This is a genomic window from Pseudomonas sp. MYb13 (genome assembly GCF_002980075.1).
GTDB lineage: Bacteria > Pseudomonadota > Gammaproteobacteria > Pseudomonadales > Pseudomonadaceae > Aquipseudomonas > Aquipseudomonas lurida.
The window spans coordinates 36,887-54,445 of sequence record NZ_PCQI01000021.1 but is presented as its reverse complement, the minus strand read 5'-3'; the positions used below and the strand labels follow the sequence as shown (position 1 = coordinate 54,445).

15 protein-coding genes are annotated in these 17,559 nt (G+C 61.6%); 5 read left to right on the top strand and 10 right to left on the bottom strand.

The genetic code is table 11. The features are described from left to right. Window positions 1-108: 108 nt before the first annotated feature. Complete coding sequence (locus CQ002_RS25575) at window positions 109-1,755, top strand: MFS transporter (RefSeq protein ID WP_034107313.1); 1,647 nt, start codon at window positions 109-111, stop codon at window positions 1,753-1,755. Then, window positions 1,752-2,903 (top strand): HlyD family secretion protein, encoded by a 1,152-nt coding sequence (locus tag CQ002_RS25570; protein ID WP_034107311.1) that lies wholly within the window; start codon window positions 1,752-1,754, stop codon window positions 2,901-2,903. The genes CQ002_RS25575 and CQ002_RS25570 overlap by 4 nt, the downstream gene beginning before the upstream one ends. Before the next feature lie 35 nt (window positions 2,904-2,938). Here the strand turns inward: CQ002_RS25570 and CQ002_RS25565 are convergent, their stop codons facing one another. The 7 genes from CQ002_RS25565 to CQ002_RS25535 form a co-directional block, all read right to left on the bottom strand. Beyond that, window positions 2,939-3,799, bottom strand: coding sequence for an aldose 1-epimerase (locus CQ002_RS25565; RefSeq protein WP_174555858.1), 861 nt, complete (start codon window positions 3,797-3,799; stop codon window positions 2,939-2,941). Then, on the bottom strand, window positions 3,793-4,686 hold the full coding sequence (locus CQ002_RS25560; protein ID WP_034107308.1) for an SMP-30/gluconolactonase/LRE family protein: 894 nt from the start codon (window positions 4,684-4,686) through the stop codon (window positions 3,793-3,795). The genes CQ002_RS25565 and CQ002_RS25560 overlap by 7 nt, the downstream gene beginning before the upstream one ends. A 3-nt stretch (window positions 4,687-4,689) precedes the next feature. After that, complete coding sequence (locus CQ002_RS25555) at window positions 4,690-5,514, bottom strand: NAD(P)-dependent oxidoreductase (RefSeq protein WP_034107306.1); 825 nt, start codon at window positions 5,512-5,514, stop codon at window positions 4,690-4,692. A 126-nt stretch (window positions 5,515-5,640) separates the two neighbouring features. Beyond that, window positions 5,641-6,903: an OprD family porin gene (locus CQ002_RS25550; protein ID WP_034107304.1), complete on the bottom strand. Its 1,263-nt coding sequence runs from the start codon at window positions 6,901-6,903 to the stop codon at window positions 5,641-5,643. A 259-nt stretch (window positions 6,904-7,162) separates the two neighbouring features. Continuing rightward, window positions 7,163-8,020, bottom strand: coding sequence for a copper homeostasis membrane protein CopD (copD, locus tag CQ002_RS25545; protein ID WP_034107302.1), 858 nt, complete (start codon window positions 8,018-8,020; stop codon window positions 7,163-7,165). A gap of 3 nt (window positions 8,021-8,023) precedes the next feature. Continuing rightward, complete coding sequence (copC, locus tag CQ002_RS25540; protein ID WP_034107300.1) at window positions 8,024-8,389, bottom strand: copper homeostasis periplasmic binding protein CopC; 366 nt, start codon at window positions 8,387-8,389, stop codon at window positions 8,024-8,026. 18 nt (window positions 8,390-8,407) lie between these two features. Next, window positions 8,408-8,851: a GNAT family N-acetyltransferase gene (locus CQ002_RS25535; RefSeq protein WP_034107298.1), complete on the bottom strand. Its 444-nt coding sequence runs from the start codon at window positions 8,849-8,851 to the stop codon at window positions 8,408-8,410. 143 nt (window positions 8,852-8,994) lie between these two features. Here CQ002_RS25535 and CQ002_RS25530 point away from each other — a divergent pair, with 143 nt between their 5' ends. Then, the gene (locus CQ002_RS25530; RefSeq protein ID WP_034107296.1) at window positions 8,995-9,615 is read left to right on the top strand and encodes a TetR/AcrR family transcriptional regulator; all 621 of its coding nucleotides are present in this window, start codon (window positions 8,995-8,997) and stop codon (window positions 9,613-9,615) included. Window positions 9,616-9,737: 122 nt separating this feature from the next. On the opposite strand, the gene preA is transcribed toward CQ002_RS25530, so the two are convergent. The 3 genes from preA to hydA form a co-directional block, all read right to left on the bottom strand. After that, the gene (preA, locus tag CQ002_RS25525; protein ID WP_034107294.1) at window positions 9,738-11,012 is read right to left on the bottom strand and encodes an NAD-dependent dihydropyrimidine dehydrogenase subunit PreA; all 1,275 of its coding nucleotides are present in this window, start codon (window positions 11,010-11,012) and stop codon (window positions 9,738-9,740) included. Further along, window positions 11,012-12,379, bottom strand: a complete 1,368-nt coding sequence (locus CQ002_RS25520) for an NAD(P)-dependent oxidoreductase (RefSeq protein ID WP_034107292.1) — start codon at window positions 12,377-12,379, stop codon at window positions 11,012-11,014. The genes preA and CQ002_RS25520 overlap by 1 nt, the downstream gene beginning before the upstream one ends. A 163-nt stretch (window positions 12,380-12,542) precedes the next feature. After that, on the bottom strand, window positions 12,543-13,982 hold the full coding sequence (hydA, locus tag CQ002_RS25515; RefSeq protein WP_034107290.1) for a dihydropyrimidinase: 1,440 nt from the start codon (window positions 13,980-13,982) through the stop codon (window positions 12,543-12,545). 600 nt (window positions 13,983-14,582) lie between these two features. Here hydA and CQ002_RS25510 point away from each other — a divergent pair. After that, window positions 14,583-16,070, top strand: a complete 1,488-nt coding sequence (locus CQ002_RS25510) for an NCS1 family nucleobase:cation symporter-1 (RefSeq protein ID WP_034107288.1) — start codon at window positions 14,583-14,585, stop codon at window positions 16,068-16,070. 178 nt (window positions 16,071-16,248) lie between these two features. After that, on the top strand, window positions 16,249-17,532 hold the full coding sequence (locus tag CQ002_RS25505) for a Zn-dependent hydrolase (RefSeq protein ID WP_069077717.1): 1,284 nt from the start codon (window positions 16,249-16,251) through the stop codon (window positions 17,530-17,532). Window positions 17,533-17,559 lie beyond the last annotated feature (27 nt).

Below are 17,559 nucleotides of genomic sequence, written 5' to 3'. Positions count from 1 at the left end.
ATAGCTGCACCCCCAACCCCAACATGGCAAGATGAACTCCGCTCAGGTTTACTACTCCCTGAGTAATGGTTCTACCGACGTTCCTCGTCGGGTCATCTAGGTCATCGAATGAACAAATACACCCCCCACACCTGGGAGCCCCACGAACGGCCGAGCCTGCCCGGTTCGCCGTCGACGCCGCTGCACCCGACGCACAAGCGTTGGCTATTTGCGATGGTCGGCGTGCTGGTGGCGATTACCGGGGGCTTGGGGAATGCGCTGGTCATCGCCAACCTGCAATACCTGCAAGGCGCGCTCGGCGCGACCACCGCTGAAATGGCCTGGCTTCCCGCCGCCTATGTAATGACCAACGTGTGCATGAACCTGTTGCTGGTAAAGTTCCGCCAGCAGTTCGGCCTGCGTGCATTCACTGAAGTGTTCCTGGTGCTATACGCACTGGTGACCTTCGGTCACTTGTTCGTCAACGACCTCAACTCGGCCATCGCCGTTCGGGCTGCCCACGGGATGGTTGGCGCGGCGCTGAGTTCATTGGGGTTGTACTACATGATCCAGGCGTTCCCGGCCAAGTGGCGCTTGAAGGCGCTGGTACTGGGGCTGGGTACCGCGCAGCTGGCTTTACCCCTGGCACGCCTGTTTTCCGAAGACCTGCTGCAAATCGCCGAATGGCGCGGCCTGTACCTGTTTGAATTGGGCATGGCGCTGATCTGCCTGGGCTGCGTGTTCCTGCTTAAACTTCCGCCCGGCGACCGCTTCAAGACCTTCGAAAAACTCGACTTCCTGACCTTCGCCATCCTCGCCACCGGTGTCGCTCTGCTCTGCGCCGTGCTGTCCTTGGGCCGCATCGACTGGTGGCTGGAAGCGCCGTGGATCGGCGTGGCCTCGGCGTGCTCCCTGGTGCTGATCATGGCCGGCCTGGCCATCGAGCATAACCGCGCCAACCCGCTGTTGATGACCCGCTGGCTGGGCAGCGGCGTGATGATTCGCCTGGCACTGGCGGTGGTCCTGATTCGCATGGTGCTCTCCGAGCAGTCCACCGGCGCGGTGGGGTTCATGCAGATGCTGAACATGAGCTACCAGCAGATGCACACGCTGTACGTGGTGATGCTGGCCGGGGCGATCGCCGGGCTGGTGGTCAGCGCCTTGACCATCAACCCGGCGCATTTGCTGATGCCGCTGGTGATTTCCCTGGCGCTGATGGCCACGGGGTCGGTGATGGACAGCTTTTCCAGCAACCTTACCCGGCCGCAGAACCTGTACGTCAGCCAGTTCCTGCTAGGCTTCGGCGGTACGTTCTTCCTGGGGCCGACCATGGTGCTGGGCACCAAGAACGTACTGACCAACCCGCGCAACCTGGTGAGTTTTTCGGTGATGTTCGGCATCTGCCAGAACCTCGGCGGCCTGATGGGGGCGGCGTTGCTGGGAACGTTCCAGATCGTGCGCGAGAAGTATCACTCCAGCATGATCGTCGAGCATTTGACCCTGCTCGACCCGCGTGTGGCCGCGCGGGTGCAGAGCGGCGGCTCGGCCTACGGTGGCGTTGTCGCCGACCCCGAGTTGCGCAACCTCATGGGCATTCGCAGCCTGGCCACGGCGGCGACCCGTGAAGCAAACGTGATGGCTTACAACGATGTCTTCATGCTGATCGCGATCATCGCGATACTGACCATGATCTGGATCTTTATCCGCAGTCTGTGGCTGTTGAGCACTACCAAGGCAGCAGCCCCTTCCGTTCAACCCAGCGGCGCTTCTTCATGACCGAACCGACTTCCACCACCTCGACCACCAACGCCATTGCCTCCACGCCGGAGGGCACCACGCCGCCCGGCGCCACGGTCACCGAGCCGCGTTCCTTGCGGGTGCGTATCGTCTCGTCCCTGGGCTTTGCCGCGATTGCCATCGTCGGGGTGTTGATCGTGTTGTATGCCTGGCAGTTGCCGCCGTTCAGCAGCGCGGTGGAAACCACTGAGAACGCCCTGGTGCGCGGGCAGGTGACGATTATCGGCCCACAGCTCAGTGGCTATGTGTTCGAAGTGCCGGTACAGGACTTCCAGTACGTGAAGGCGGGTGACCTGCTGGTGCGCCTGGACGACCGCATCTACAAGCAACGCCTCGACCAGGCGCTGGCGCAGTTGGCGGTGCAAAAGGCATCGCTGGCGAATGTGGTGCAGCAGCGCAACAGCGCTGAAGCCACCATCCAGCTGCGCCAGGCGGCTTTGGTCGACAGCCAGGCGCAGGCGCGCAAAAGCACGGCCGACTTGCGTCGCAATGAGGAGTTGATCAGTGATGGTTCGGTGTCCAAGCGTGAGTTGGACGTCACCCGCGCCGCCAACGCACAGACCATCGCGGCGGTGGCCCAGGCCCAGGCCAGCCTGGAAATCGCGCGTCAGGACCTGCAGACGGTGATCGTCAATCGCGGCTCCCTGGAAGCGGCCGTGGCGAGTGCCGAGGCGGCGGTGGAGCTGGCGCGCATCGACCTGTCCAATACCCGCATCACCGCGCCCCGTGACGGCCAACTGGGGCAGATTGGCGTGCGACTGGGGGCTTACGTCAATTCCGGTGCGCAGTTGATGGCGCTGGTGCCGAAGCAGCTGTGGGTGATCGCCAATATGAAGGAAACCCAGATGGACAATGTGCAAGTCGGCCAGCCGGTGACCTTCACGGTGGATGCCCTGAACCATCGTAAATTCCATGGCACGGTGCAGCATATTTCTCCGGCCACTGGCTCGGAGTTCAGCCTGTTGCAGGCGGACAATGCCACCGGCAACTTTGTGAAGATCGCCCAGCGCGTGCCGGTGAGGATTACGGTGGATCCGGACCAGGCCGAAAGCGAGCGGTTGCGGCCGGGGTTGTCGGTGGTGGTCAGTATCGACACCGCAGGACGCCTGAAAAACAGCCCGCCCTGACACTCCGCCCTTGTAGATGCCTGCTTGGCGGGCTCCTACAAGGGAGAGTATTTCAGCGTAAAATCCAGCTGGGTTGACTGGCCTTGTTCCAGCAGTTTCAAACCCGGCCTGCCAGGCAGGTGATGGGCATTCACCGGGTGACTCACCGGCTCGATGCAAAAGAACTCCAGCCCCGGCGGGCAGTACAGCAAGAAGTAATCCGCGCCGCTCGCCTGGCATTCCAGCGCGTAATCCAGCTGCGGTTGCTCGATCCTGCAGTGGCCGTCCCACTGGCAAAAACCGTTGTCCACCAGGGTTTCCGGCAGGGCTTTCAATGCCCCGAAGTTCCAGGCCTCTGGCACCGGCGCCAACCCCGTGGGCAGCTTGGATGCATCACTCATCCACACCTGCGACGCCGTGGCCTGCAACCGGGTACCCGCTGTCCGTGGCAGGTAGGGATGCAATCCCAGCCCATGCCATGCAGGCTGTTCAGCCAGATGGGTCACCCGCAGCGTGATGCTCAGCTCACCGTTGTTCAACCCAAACCGCTGCTCGGCGCGATAGGCGAACGGCGTGTCGCAGAGTACTTCCAGCACCACCTCATTCTTCGACTGACTGACGACCTGCCACACCCGTTGCCAGGCCGAGCCATGAATCGGCAGCGGGTCCAGCGGACTGTTGGGCGTCAGGGCCAGCCACCCGCCGGGGTTGTCGAAACCGCCTTCGGCAATCCGGTTGGACCAGGGCGCCAGCGGATAGCACCCCAGCTTGCCCGGCAGTCCGGTGTTCACTGCCTGCTCATCGCTGTGCCGCAACAACGGTTGCCCACTCGCGAGTACACGCCAGTTGACGATGCTGCCACCCACGGCTGGCGCCAGGGTGAGGAGGGTGAGGGCGTCTTCCAGTTCGATCAGCATTCGCCATGCACCTGGAGCGCGAAGGTGGGTTCGGGCAACCCTTGCACGCCGGGGTTGAGGGCGAACACGCCGCCGGACAGCGACTGTTCGCTCTGATCATCGCGGATGGAAGTGACGAACAATGTCTCCAGGCGACTGCCGCCAAAGGCGCACATGGTGGGCTTCTTCACCGGGACCACCAGGGAGCGATCCAGGCGGCCGTCGGGCGTGAAACGGTGGACCAGCCCGGCGTCGTTGGCGCAGATCCAGTAGCAGCCGTCGGCATCGACGGCGGCACCGTCGGGGCGGCCGAGGTGCTGGTGCATGTCCACGAACACGCGGCGATTGGAGGGCGTGCCAGTGTCGATGTCGTAGTCGAAAGCCCAGACCTGCTGCACCAGCGGGTGGGAATCGGAGGCATACATCGTGCGGCCATCCGGGCTGAACGCCAGGCCATTGAGGGTGATAAAACCGTCAAGTTGCGCACAAGGTGCTGCGCCGGCCGCGTAGCGGTAGAGGATACCCTCGGCTGCGTTCAGGCCCATGTCCAACACCATGCTGCCGGCCCAGAAGCGGCCCTGGCGATCACAGCGGCCGTCATTCAGGCGCATGTCCGCGCGCGGGTGCTCGACACTCGCCAGGGGCGTGGTGTCGAGGCTGCCGTCGTTGTGCGGTGTGAGCTGGAAAAAACCGCTTTCCATGCCGGCGACCCAGTTACCCGCCGTGGTGCGGGCGATACACGCGAGCATCTGTGGGGCTTTCCAGGCGGCGATATGGCCGCTGGCGGCGCTCCAGCGTTGCAGCCCACGGTTAGGGATATCCACCCAATACAGCGCGTTTTCCTCGGGGACCCATACCGGGCATTCGCCCACGGCATTACGCGCGTCAACAATCAGTTCAGCATTCATTGGTCAGTCACCGAACGGCCCTGCCGCGCAGAACGCGCCGCCCTGGTAGACCTTGGCCGGGTCATTGTCGGCCACGGGCGGCTGGGTTTCGACCTGGGCGCGGAACACTTCGGAGTTGTCCTTGGGGGCAAAACCCAAGTGCGCGGCGTAGCGGTTGTCCCACCAGGTGTCGAGGTTGGCCGACATGCCGTAGACCACGGTGTGGCCGACGTTGGGGGTGTACAGCGCACGCTCCAGCAGTTGCGTGAGGTCGTCGAAACTCAGCCAGGTATGCATCATGCGGCGGTTCTGCGGTTCCGGAAACGACGAGCCGATGCGAATGCTCACGGTCTCGATGCCGTAGCGATCAAAGTAGAAACTGGCCATGTCTTCGCCGTAGGACTTGGACAAACCATAGTAGCTGTCCGGGCGGCGCGGCGAGTGGGCGTCAAGGATCTCGCCCTGCTTGTGAAAGCCGATCACGTGGTTGGAGCTGGCGAAGATCACGCGCTTGACGCCATGGCGACGGGCCGCTTCGTAGATATGAAAGATGCCGCAGATGTTGGCGCCAAGCACCTCTTCAAAAGAACGCTCCACCGATACGCCGCCAAAATGCAGGATCGCATCGACGCCTTCTACCAGATGGTGCACCGCTTGTTTGTCGGCGAGGTCGCAGGGTTGCACTTCTTCGGACGCGTCGGCAGCCGGGGCCATGTTGGCGATGTCCGACAGGCGCAGCACATTGGCATACGGGCGCAGGCGTTCGCGCAGGACTTTGCCCAGGCCACCGGCAGCACCGGTAAGCAGCAGGCGGTTGAATGGAACAGGTGGCGTAGTGGTGGTGGTCATGAGGGTTCCATTGTTGTTGTAGGTTGTCGTATGACTATGCTGGAAGTATCGTTATTGATTCCCCGGGTTGTCAACGCTATTACAGGCGACATGCATTGACTCCAAGTTTGCGCCCGATCCGAAACCTTACAACAGGGAGATCGGGTAGCTGATAAAGAGCCGATTCTCGTCGAACTCATTGTTGCTGAAATCACGACGCAGGGTCGAATTGCGCCAGCGCACATTCAGATCCTTCAGCGCACCGCTTTGCACTGTGTAGGCCAGTTCCGATTCGCGGCCCCATTCCTTGCCGTCGGTGATCGCCCCGGTGTGCACGTTACTGCCGCTGATATAGCGGTTCATCAAGGTGAGTCCGGGAATGCCGAGCACCACGAAGTTGAAGTCATGGCGCACCTGCCAGGATTTTTCCTTGGCGTTATCGTAGCTGGCGTTGTAGCTGTCGTTGGCCAGCGTGCCGCCGCTGGTGCCGTTGACCCGCATCCATACGCTGTCGCCGGTGAGTTTTTGCAGGCCCACATAGAAGGTGTTGCCGTTGTACTTGGCCGAAAGCAAGGCGAAGGCGGTCTTGTTGTCGAGGTCGCCGGCCAGGGCGCTGCCGTCTTCCTTGCCATTGAAAAAACCGAGGTTGGCGCCAAGGGTCCAGTCGCCCACGGGTTGGCTGTGGGTCAGGTTGAAATACTGTTGCTGGTAGATATCGGTGAGCTCGGCGTACCACACGCCGACCTGGGTGCGTTTGTCGTTGAAGGTGTATTCGCCGCCACCGAAGTTGAAGCGGTCGGAGGTGAACGCGGCTTTGCCGTTCATGAACATGTCTTCCATGCTCGCGTCGTTACGCGGGCTGTTACCGCGGAACTGGCCGCCGTAGAGGGTCAGGCCGGCGATTTCGCTGGAGGTGACCTGGCCGCCACGGAAGGTCTGGGGCAGCGACCGGCCGTCGTCGGAGCGCAGGATCGGTAGCACCGGCATCCACTCGCCAACCTTCAATTCGGTCTTCGACAGCTTGGTTTTCAGCGCCACGCCCAGTCGGCCGAAGTTGTCGGCGGGGCGGCCGTCGTCGTGGATCGGCAGCAATTGCGTACCCCCCGTGCCCTTGCCGCCGTCGAGCTTTTGCGAATACAGGCCCAGCACGTCAATCCCGAACCCCACGGTGCCTTGGGTGAAGCCGGACTTGGCATCGAGAATGAAGTTCTGCGTCCACTCTTGCGCCTTGCCCTGGGGGTTGGTCGGGTTCGTGAAGTTGCGGTTGAAGTAGGCGTTGCGCAGGTTGAGCGTGGCCTTGGCGTCGTCGATAAAACCGTCTGCCTGAGCGCTGGGGGGGAGGGTAAGCGCCAGGCTGCCGAGGCCAAGGAGGCCGATACACGATGAAGCATTGCGGGCGAATTGACTCACAGGGGAGCTCCGTTTCTTTTGTTGTTTTTATTATTTGTCGTACGTCGTCGTACAACATTGAGCGGAATATTTGCGAGGTTTCCGCGGGCTGTCAAGCAGAAGTTATACGATGACTAGGAGTGATTCGCTCAAAAGCGGGCACGCTCAATGTGGGCGCTGGCTTGCCGGCGATGGCTTCGCCTCGGAGCGCCTGATGCACCGAACTGTTTGCATCGCAGGCAAGCAAGCGCCCACATGGCGTGCATTTCAACCTTGGTGTTTAGCCGGCCAGGACCATCGGCGGTAGGGTGCCCAGCAGGGAAACGGCGGCTACCGCCGATACACCCAATAACCATTCCAGCATTACGCTGGCCTTCAGCGTGCCCAGTCGCTCTTCGCATCGTTCGATACGCAGTCGGTTCAGCAAGGCCAATGCCAGCATGCCGAATACCAGCAGCACCTTGATCAACAGGATCAGGGCGAAGCCGTTGAACAGCGGCGTGGGCCACAGCTGCCCGGTGAGCACGCGTACGTTGATCAAGCCGGTCACCAGCAAGCCGGCCACCAAGCCATAACCCACACCGCTGAAGCGCTGGAGGATCGGCTGCAACGGGTAGCGGTTCGACTGCCTGAGGATCAGTACGAGCAGTAGCAAGCCGCCGAGCCAAGCCCCCACACAGACCAGATGCACCACCTGGTTGAGAATCAGCAATTGCCCGCTGAGTCCATCGAGCATGGCGCCATGACCAACCGGCGCCAGGGTGGCCAACAGCAACGCGATCACCGGCAGGCGCAACGCCGGCCAGGGTTTGCACAGCACGATCACCAGCAGCAGGTTCAACAGCAGGTGCCAGGTCCACACCTGCCCAAAAAAGGTCTTGCCCAGGACCAATTGCACCGTGGCCGGTTGCAAGGCCGCCTCCCAACTGCCGGCCATGCTGGCAGTGATCAACAGCAACCAGGCGATACCGGAGCCCAACCCCAGCCAGGCCAGCCCACGGGTGATACGGTGAAGTTGCCGGTCCAGTACCGGTTGCGGTTCAGCGCCCACCAGCCAGGGCCTGAACACGCAGGCCCCGAACATCAACAATACGACGATGAAATGCAGGAAGCGGCACAGCACCAGCAGGGTCGCCATGGGTTATTGGCCGACCTTGAAGCTGTATTCACCGTTGCTCTTGTGGGTGTCGACCGAGACCGCGTTCCACACCACCTTATAGTTACCGGCAGCCAACGGTGCGGCCGGCGTGACGACGAGGACTTTCTTGTCGGCGTCCGGGGTTTCCAGGCCCTTGATTGCGATTTCGGTGCCGTCCTTGCTCAGGGACACCTTGGTGAACGTGGCTTCTACCCCTTCGCTGAACGTCAGGCGCAGGTCCTTTGGCGCGCTAACGCTGCTGTCTGCCGCGGGCTCCGCGCTCTTGAGGTGCGCATGGGCAAATGCCGCCGAGGCGCCCAGGAGGGAGGCGAGCAGGGCAACAGTGGTGAGGCTTTTCTTGATCGACATTGTTCAATACCTTTGGGTTCAGGGAGTCGGTAGAGCCATGTGCAGCAAGGGAAAGGGCTTGCCCTCGCCATCCAGCGGCGAGCGCGCGACCTGGATAAAACCATAGTGCAGGTAGAACCCCACGGCCTGGGGGTTTTGTTCGTTTACATCGACGGTGAGGGTGTCGTGGCGGGCGCGGGCGTGGTCCAGTAACTGGCGGCCGATGCCCTGGCCACGACGGTCGGGGTCGATAAACAGCATTTCTACATTGTGCCCGCCAGTGCCAATAAAACCAGCGATACCCAGTGGGTCCTCATACACCCACACATCCAGGGCAGGCATCGGCAGGTAAGCGTCGCGCACCAGGGGGAGCAGGCGTTGAATGTCATCCTCGGGGAGGAAGTCATGGGTGGCGCGTACCGAGCGCTCCCACAGCGCTCCCAGCACGGGGTCGTCGGCGGCCACGCGAGGTCGAATAGTCATTGCAATGATCCTTCATGGGGACCGCGATCCTAACCAATCCGATTTTCGGTGGAAAGGTTCGCGTCAGAAGTTTCATTATGGCCTGTCGCCGCGATCTAGAGCCGATGGTAGTCTTTAAGCCAAGTTGTTGTCAGGGAGCCCTTATGGGCAATCACAAGATCGGAATTCGTCGGGTCAACGTCGAAAAAATCCTGCTGGCGGCGGAGAAAATCTTCGCCGAAAAAGGCTATGGCAGCACCGCCATGGCCGATATTGCCGAAGAAGTGCAACTGCCGCGCTCCAACCTGCATTACTACTTCACCACCAAGAGCGAGCTGTACAGCGCTGTGCTGTTCGACCTGCTGGAAGTGTGGAAGCAGGACGCCCTGAGCTTCGAGACCTTCGATGACCCCCGGGTGGTGCTCAGCAGTTACATCCGCGCCAAGATGCAGCGCTCGCGCACGCGGCCGTATGGCTCGAAAGTCTGGGCCAATGAAATCATCCACGGCGCGCCGACCCTCGGCGAGGCGCTGGACGCGAGCCTGTACGACTGGGCCAAGATGAAGGAAGCGAAGATCCGCCAGTGGGTGGAAGACAAACGTATCCTGCCGGTGGAGCCGTCGAGCCTGCTCTACATGATCTGGGCCTCGACCCAGCACTATGCCGACTTTGATCATCAGGTGAAGATCCTCAACGATCACCAGCCGTTGTCGGACATGCAGTTCGAGAAGGCGATACAGACGGTGACCAGTGTGATCTTGCGCGGGATTGGATTGGAGCCTTGAATCTGCGTGACGGTGCAGGGCCTTGACGCAGGCAAGCCAGCCCCCCCCAGTTGACTGCGTTCGGCCTGAAGGGCTGCAGTCAACTGGAGGCGCTGGCTTGCCTGCGATAGCGGTCTAAGGGGTTACACGGCCTCCCTGTAGGGATTCCTCGGATCCTGCGTCCAATTCAAGAACGGCTTGCCGGTGTCGATGGGCACCATCTCGATACAGTCCGCCACCGGACAGGTGATCTGGCACAAGTTGCAGCCCACGCACTCATCATCGATCACCTCGTACTTATGCGTGCCGTCCGCCTGCTTCAGACTGGCGATGGCCTGGTGCGACGTATCCTCGCAGGCAATATGGCAACGCCCGCAGCCAATGCACGCCGCCTGGTCGATTTTCGCGATCACCTGGTAGTTGATGTCCAGGTACTTCCAATCCGTGGTGTTGCCCACCGCCCGCCCGGAAAACTCCTGCAAGCTCTGGTAGCCCTGACTGTCCATCCACCGCGACAGCCCGTCTTTCATTTCTTCCACAATCCGGAACCCGTGCAGCATCGCCGCTGTGCACACTTGTACCGCGCCGCAACCCAGGGCGACGAATTCCGCGGCGTCGCGCCAGTTGCCGATACCGCCAATGCCGCAGATCGGCAGCCCCTGCGTCTGTGGGTCGCGGGCGATTTCGGCGACCATGTTCAGTGCAATCGGCTTCACCGCAGAACCACAGTAACCGCCATGGGTGCTCTGGGTGCCAACGACGGGAAGGGCGACCATGCGTTCCAGGTCCACGCTTGTGATGGAGTTGATGGTGTTGATCAACGACACCGCGTCCGCCCCCCCACGATAGGCCGCCCGCGCCGCCACGCGGATGTCGGTGATATTCGGCGTGAGCTTGACGATCACCGGCAGCGAGCAATACGTCTTGCACCAGCGCGTCACCTGTTCCACATACTCCGGCACCTGGCCCACCGCCGCGCCCATGCCGCGCTCGGGCATGCCGTGGGGGCAGCCGAAGTTCAGTTCGATACCGTCGCAGCCAGTGGCTTCCACCCGCGGCAGGATGTTTTTCCAGGATTCTTCAACGCACGGCACCATCAGCGACACAATCAGCGCGCGGTCGGGCCAGTCCTTTTTCACCTGGGTGATTTCGCGCAGGTTGATCTCCAGGGAGCGGTCGGTGATCAACTCGATATTGTTGATGCCCAGCACTTCACGGTTGGCGCCGTAGTGCGCCGAGTAACGTGACGACACGTTGACCGCCGCCGGGTCTTCACCCAGGGTTTTCCACACCACGCCGCCCCAGCCCGCTTCGAAGGCGCGGACCACGTTGTAGGCCTTGTCGGTGGGCGGCGCGGAGGCCAGCCAGAAAGGGTTGGGGGCTTTGATACCGGCGAACACAATCGAGAGATCGGCCATTACGCGGCCTCCACATTCAGCATGAGTTGGGCGTGCATGGCTTCAGCGGCCAGCTTGCCATGTTGCACGGCCTGCACGGTGAGATCCTGGCCGAGGCTGACGCAATCACCACCGGCGTATACGCCGGGAATGCTGGTGCGCAGTTGTTCGTCGACGAAGATGCGTTCGCCGACGCGGTGCAGTTGCTGCGCCAGTGGATCATGCAGCGCCTCGTTGTCGAACCCCTGGCCGATGGCTTTGAAGATCGCATCGGCCGCCAGCTCGAAGGTTTCGCCGGTGGGGTGCAGGCGGCCGTTCTCCATGCGCGTGCGCAAAAAGCGCATGCCACGTACATGGCCCAGGTCATCCAGCAGCACGGCATCGGGCTGGGCCCAGGTCAGCAGGCGCACCTGGTTGGCCTTGGCGATGTCCTGTTCATGCTGGGTGGCGCCCATGTCTGCCAGGCCTCGACGATAGACGAGGTTGACGTCGCGGGCGCCGAGGCGGGCCATTTGCACGGCCATGTCGATCGCGGTATTGCCCGCGCCGAGCACGATGCAGCGATCGGCCAGCGGCAGTTGGGTCAGGTCATCGGCCTGGCGCAGCTCGCGGATGTAGTCGGTGGCGGCGAGCAGGCCCGGCGCGTCTTCGTGGGGCAGGCCCAACTGCTTGCTCGCGGCCAGGCCGAGCCCGAGGAAGACCGCATCGAATTGCTGGTGCAGTTCGCTGAGCGTGAGGTTGTCCCCCAGGCGTTGACCGTGACGGATCTCGATGCCACCGATCTGCAGGAGAAAATCCAGCTCCTTCTGCGCGAAATCGTCCACCAGTTTGTACTTGGCGATCCCGTATTCATTCAGGCCACCGGCTTTCTCCCGGGCTTCGAATATCACCACGTCATGACCGTGCAGCGCACTGCGGTGGGCGCAAGCCAGGCCCGCGGGGCCGGCACCGACCACGGCAATGCGCTTGCCGGTGGCGGCGGCGCGGTGGAAAGGGTGCTCGGTGAAGTGCGCGTTATCGACGGCATAACGTTGCAACAGGCCAATCAGCACCGGCGCGCACTCCTCGGCGTTGTTACGCACGCAGGCTTGCTGGCACAGGATTTCCGTAGGGCAGACACGCGCACAGCTACCGCCGAGGATGTTGGCCGAGAGGATTTTCTGCGCTGCGCCTTGTACGTTTTCGGTGTGGATATTGCGGATGAACGAGGGGATGTCGATCTCGCTGGGGCATGCGTTCACGCAGGGCGCGTCATAGCAATACAGGCAGCGCGAGGCTTCCAGTTGTGCCTGGCGCGCGTTGAGGGGCGGTGCCAGGTCGGTGAAATGGCTGGCGAGGGTGGCCCCGTCTTCGTGGGGATGGGGAAGGTGGGTCAGGGTCTGGATCACGGTGTCGGCCTCACGGTTATTGAGGTGCTGCCTCTGATGGGCATTGGTTATTGGTGTTGCCTGTACTGGCCTTATCGCAGGCAAGCCCGCTCCCCCATTGGTTCGGGTTCACATCGTTACAATGGGGGAGCCGGGCTTGCCCGCAGTAGGCCCAAGGCCGCTTTCAGCGTTTCACGGCAGTGGGCCTGGAGCGCTCTGCCCGCTTGCTCAACTGCTCGAACACCGACGGATATGCCGGCCGCTCCACATACCGCCCGGCACCGCGCTCGGCGCGCAGGTCGCCATCGGCCCAGACCAGCTTGCCCTGGCTGATGGTGTGGCTCGGCACACCGCGCACGGTCTTGCCTTCGAAGATGTTGAAGTCGACCTGCTGGTGATGAGTCTTGGCGGAAATGGTCCGCGTACCCTCGGGGTCCCACAGCACCAGGTCAGCATCCGCACCCACGCGAATCGCGCCTTTGCGCGGGTAGAGGTTGAAGATCTTCGCGGTGTTGGTGGAGGTCAGTGCAACGAACTCATGCATCGACAGGCGCCCGGTGTTGACGCCTTCGTCCCACAGCAGTGCCATGCGGTCTTCGATACCCGCGGTGCCGTTGGGGATCTTGCTGAAATCGTCACGTCCAGCGGCCTTTTGCTCGGCGCAGAAGCAGCAGTGGTCGGTGGCGGTGGTGTGCAGGTTGCCCGATTGCAGGCCATGCCACAGCGCATCCTGATGCCCGCGCGGGCGGAACGGCGGGCTCATCACGTAGCCGGCGGCGGTGTGCCAGTCGGGGTGCTGGTAGACGCTGTCGTCCAGCAGCAGGTGGCCGGCGAGTACTTCACCGTAGACCGCCTGGCCCTTGCCACGGGCGTAGGTGATTTCATCCAGCGCCTCCTTGGTGGACACGTGCACCAGGTACAACGGCGTGCCGATGGTCTCGGCGATGCGGATCGCGCGACTGGCCGCTTCGCCCTCTACTTGGGAAGGGCGCGACAGCGGGTGTGCTTCCGGCCCGGTGATGCCCTGGGCCATCAGCTTGCGTTGCAGGTGATACACCAGCTCACCGTTCTCGGCATGCACCGTGGGCACCGCGCCCAGTTCCAGGCAGCGCTCGAAGCTGGCGACCAGGGTATCGTCCGCCGCCATGATCGCGTTCTTATAGGCCATGAAGTGCTTGAAGCTGTTGATGCCATGGTGGCTGACCAGTTCGGCCATCTCCTCGCGCACCTGCTCGCTCCACCAGGTGATCGCCACGTGAAAACCATAGTCGGACGCGGATTTTTCCGCCCAGCCGCGCCACTGGTGAAAGGCTTCCAGCAAGGATTGCTGTGGGTTGGGAATCACAAAGTCGATGATCGATGTGGTGCCGCCCGCCAGGCCGGCTGCCGTACCACTGAAAAAGTCTTCACTGGCGACGGTGCCCATGAAAGGCAATTGCATATGGGTGTGCGGGTCGATGCCGCCGGGCATCAAGTATTGGCCACTGCCATCGAGTATTTCAGTGCCGGCGGGAACCTCCAGATCCGTGCCAATGGCGCGAATCAGACCGCCTGCGCATAACACATCGGCGCGGTAACTTTCATCATGGGTAATAACGGTGGCGCCACGGATCAACAGCGACATGTCGAGTTCCTCACAGGCTTGACCGGCTTGTGCCAGTTCTAAGTGTTGTAATGCGGCTTGCCGATGGTCGGTTAAATCCTGTCATCGGTGACAGGAATAGAAACTAGCCCGAGTTATTCGATTGGGCAAGAAGATTTTTTATAAGCTTATACAGTGTTTAACTAATTGAAAAATAAGGATTAAATCCGGCAATCACCAAAATGCAGCGGCCGCTCACCATTTTGACGCACTTGACAGGTTCTCAAATTGAGCAACATTTCTTATTGCAAATCAGGCGGTTGAGACATGCCTATTGACGGAGGCGGTAAATAAAAATAATTGTGGTGCACCAGATTGAGTCCTGAGGGTTTGGATAACTTCCGTGTTATCCAGCCTGAGTAACGCCACAAGTACCGAAGGCCTGATCGGATAATGAAATAAAGCTGAATAACATCAGCCAGTTATATAAGCGGTACGGGTTCAGGCGCAGCGGTCGGCACGGTTATTGAGTGCAGTGGCGGCTGGCCGGTCCCGTGATGTCATGTTGTTTACGAGGTACTCCGGCCACCTGCAATCGTTTGCAGGCGAGCAAAAATAATTCGAAAAAACCGTGGAGCGGCCATGCAACAGAACAGATCGCAAGTCATCGAACGCAACGGCCTGTACGAACTCGACGCCGGCCCCGACGTCCTCGACAGCCCGCGCTACAACCACGACATGGCACCGACCAAGGTGCATGAACGCACCTGGAACAAGTGGCACATCACCGCGCTGTGGGTCGGGATGTCGATCTGTGTGCCCACCTATACGTTGGGCGGCGTACTCACCGCGTACTTCGGCTTGTCGGTAGGCGAGGCGCTGATGGCGATCTTGCTGGCCAATATCGTGGTGCTGATCCCGCTGACCCTCAACGCGTTCCCTGGCACCAAGTACGGCATACCCTTTCCGGTGCTGTTGCGTTCCTCGTTCGGCATCCTCGGTTCCAACGTCCCGTGCCTGATCCGCGCGCTGGTGGCGTGTGGCTGGTTTGGTATCCAGACGATGTTCGGCGGGCTTGCAATCCACCTGTTCCTGGGCTCGATCTTCGAGGGCTGGAAGTCCCTCGGCGGCACCGGCGAAGTGATTGGCTTCATGATTTTCTGGTGCCTGAACTTGTGGGTGGTGCTGCGTGGCGCCGAATCGATCAAGCGCCTGGAAACCCTGTCCGCGCCGCTGCTGGTGGCGGTGGGGATTGGCCTGCTGGTGTGGGCAATGCCCAATGTCTCGATCAGCGAATTAATGGCGATCCCGCCCAAGCGTCCCGAAGGCGCGAGCCTCACCGGTTACTTCATGGCGGGCCTCACGGCGATGGTGGGTTTCTGGGCCACGCTGTCGTTGAATATTCCCGACTTCAGCCGCTACGCCAACAGCCAGAAGGACCAGATTCTCGGGCAGATTTTCGGCCTGCCGCTGACCATGTTCCTGTTCGCCGCCCTCGGCGTGATCATGACCGCTGCCTCGGTGAAGCTGGTGGGCGTCAGCGTCTCCGACCCGGTGACCCTGATCGGGCATATCCAGAGCCCGGTGTGGGTGGCCATCGCCATGGCGTTGATCATCATCGCGACGTTGTCCACCAACACCGCCGCGAACATCGTTTCGCCCACCAACGACTTCCAGAATATCGCGCCCAAGCTGATCAACCGTACCACCGCCGTGATCCTGACTGGCCTGGTAGGGCTAGTGTTGATGGGGCACGAGTTGCTGAAAAAGCTTGGGCTGATCGTTTCCGATGTGAGCCTGGAGACCGTCTATTCCAATTGGTTGCTCGGCTATTCAAGCCTGCTGGGGCCTATCGCCGGGATCATGGTGGTGGACTACTTCATCACCCGTAAACAGCAACTGGACCTTGCCGGGCTGTACCGCGATGACGTTTACCCCGCGTGGAACTGGAGTGGCTTCATCGCCTTTGGCGTGCCAGTGGTGCTGACCTTGCTGTCGCTGGGCAGTGACGCGTTCAGTTGGTTCTACAGCTATGGCTGGTTTACCGGCTCGGCGTTGGGTGGCGTGTTGTATTACGGGCTGAATGCCAGGCGTGGCATCAGCCCGGTCACTGCCAAATCCCCGTTGTGAGAGGTGGAAGCGCGATTCAAATGTGAGAGCGGGCTTGCTCGCCAATGCGCTCTTCCAGACGACATTGGCGGCGACCGATACGGCTTCTTCGCGAGCAAGCCCGCTCCCACATGCATGACCGCATTCCATTACTGGAATCAGGTCAATCCATAAGAAATGTAGCCTGAGGAGATCCCCCATGAACGCTGCCCTCGACGTTCTGCAATCGACCCATCAGCACATCAACCGCGACCGTTTGTGGCAGTCGCTGATGGACCTGGCCAGACTCGGCGCCACCCCCAAGGGCGGCGTGTGTCGCCTGGCCCTCACCGACCTCGACCGCAAGGCTCGCGACCTGTTCGTGCAGTGGTGCGAGGAGGCCGGTTGCACCGTGACCATCGACGGCATCGGCAACATCTTTGCCCGTCGTCCCGGCCGCAACCCCAACCTGCCCCCGGTGATGACCGGCAGCCATATCGACACCCAGCCCACCGGTGGCAAGTTTGACGGTTGCTTCGGCGTACTCGCGGGCGTGGAAGTGCTGCGCACCCTTAACGACCTCAAGGTGGAAACCGAGGCGCCGCTGGAAGTGGTGGTGTGGACCAATGAGGAAGGCTCGCGCTTTGCGCCGTGCATGATGGGCTCGGGGGTGTTTGCCGAGAAATTTACCCTGGCGGACACCTTGGCCAAGGTGGATGGGGAGGGCGTCAGTGTCGGCGATGCGCTGGATGCGATTGGCTACGCGGGCTCACGGCCGGTAAGCGGTCATAAGGTCGGTGCGTATTTCGAGGCGCATATCGAACAGGGGCCGATTCTTGAGGACGAGAAGAAAACCATCGGCGTGGTGCTCGGCGCACTGGGGCAGAAGTGGTTCGACCTGAAACTGCGCGGGGTTGAAGCGCATGCGGGGCCAACGCCGATGCACTTGCGCAAGGATGCCTTGGTGGGCGCGGCGGCAGTGGTGGCGGCGGTGAACGCAGCGGCACTGGGGCACCAGCCCCATGCGTGCGGGACGGTGGGTTGCCTGCAGGCTTATCCAGGATCGCGCAACGTGATTCCAGGCGAAGTGCGCATGACCTTGGATTTCCGTCACCTGGAACCGGCACGCCTGGATTCGATGATTGCGCAGGTGCGCCAGGTCATTGAAGACACCTGCGCCAAACACGGGCTCAGTTTTGAGATGGAACCCACCGCTGACTTCCCGCCGCTGTATTTCGACAAAGGCTGCGTAGACGCTGTGCGCAATGCGGCGAATGGCCTGGGCCTGTCGAACATGGACATCGTCAGCGGGGCAGGGCACGACGCGATCTTCGTTGCCGAACTCGGCCCGGCAGGCATGATCTTCGTGCCGTGTGAGGGGGGCATCAGCCACAACGAGATCGAGAATGCCGCACCAGATGACTTGGCGGCGGGGTGTGCGGTGTTGTTAAGGGCGATGGTTGCGGCATCGGCGGCCATCGCCAGCGGCAAACTCGCTGCCTGAAACGCGGTGGTTCAGTGACGTGTTCAC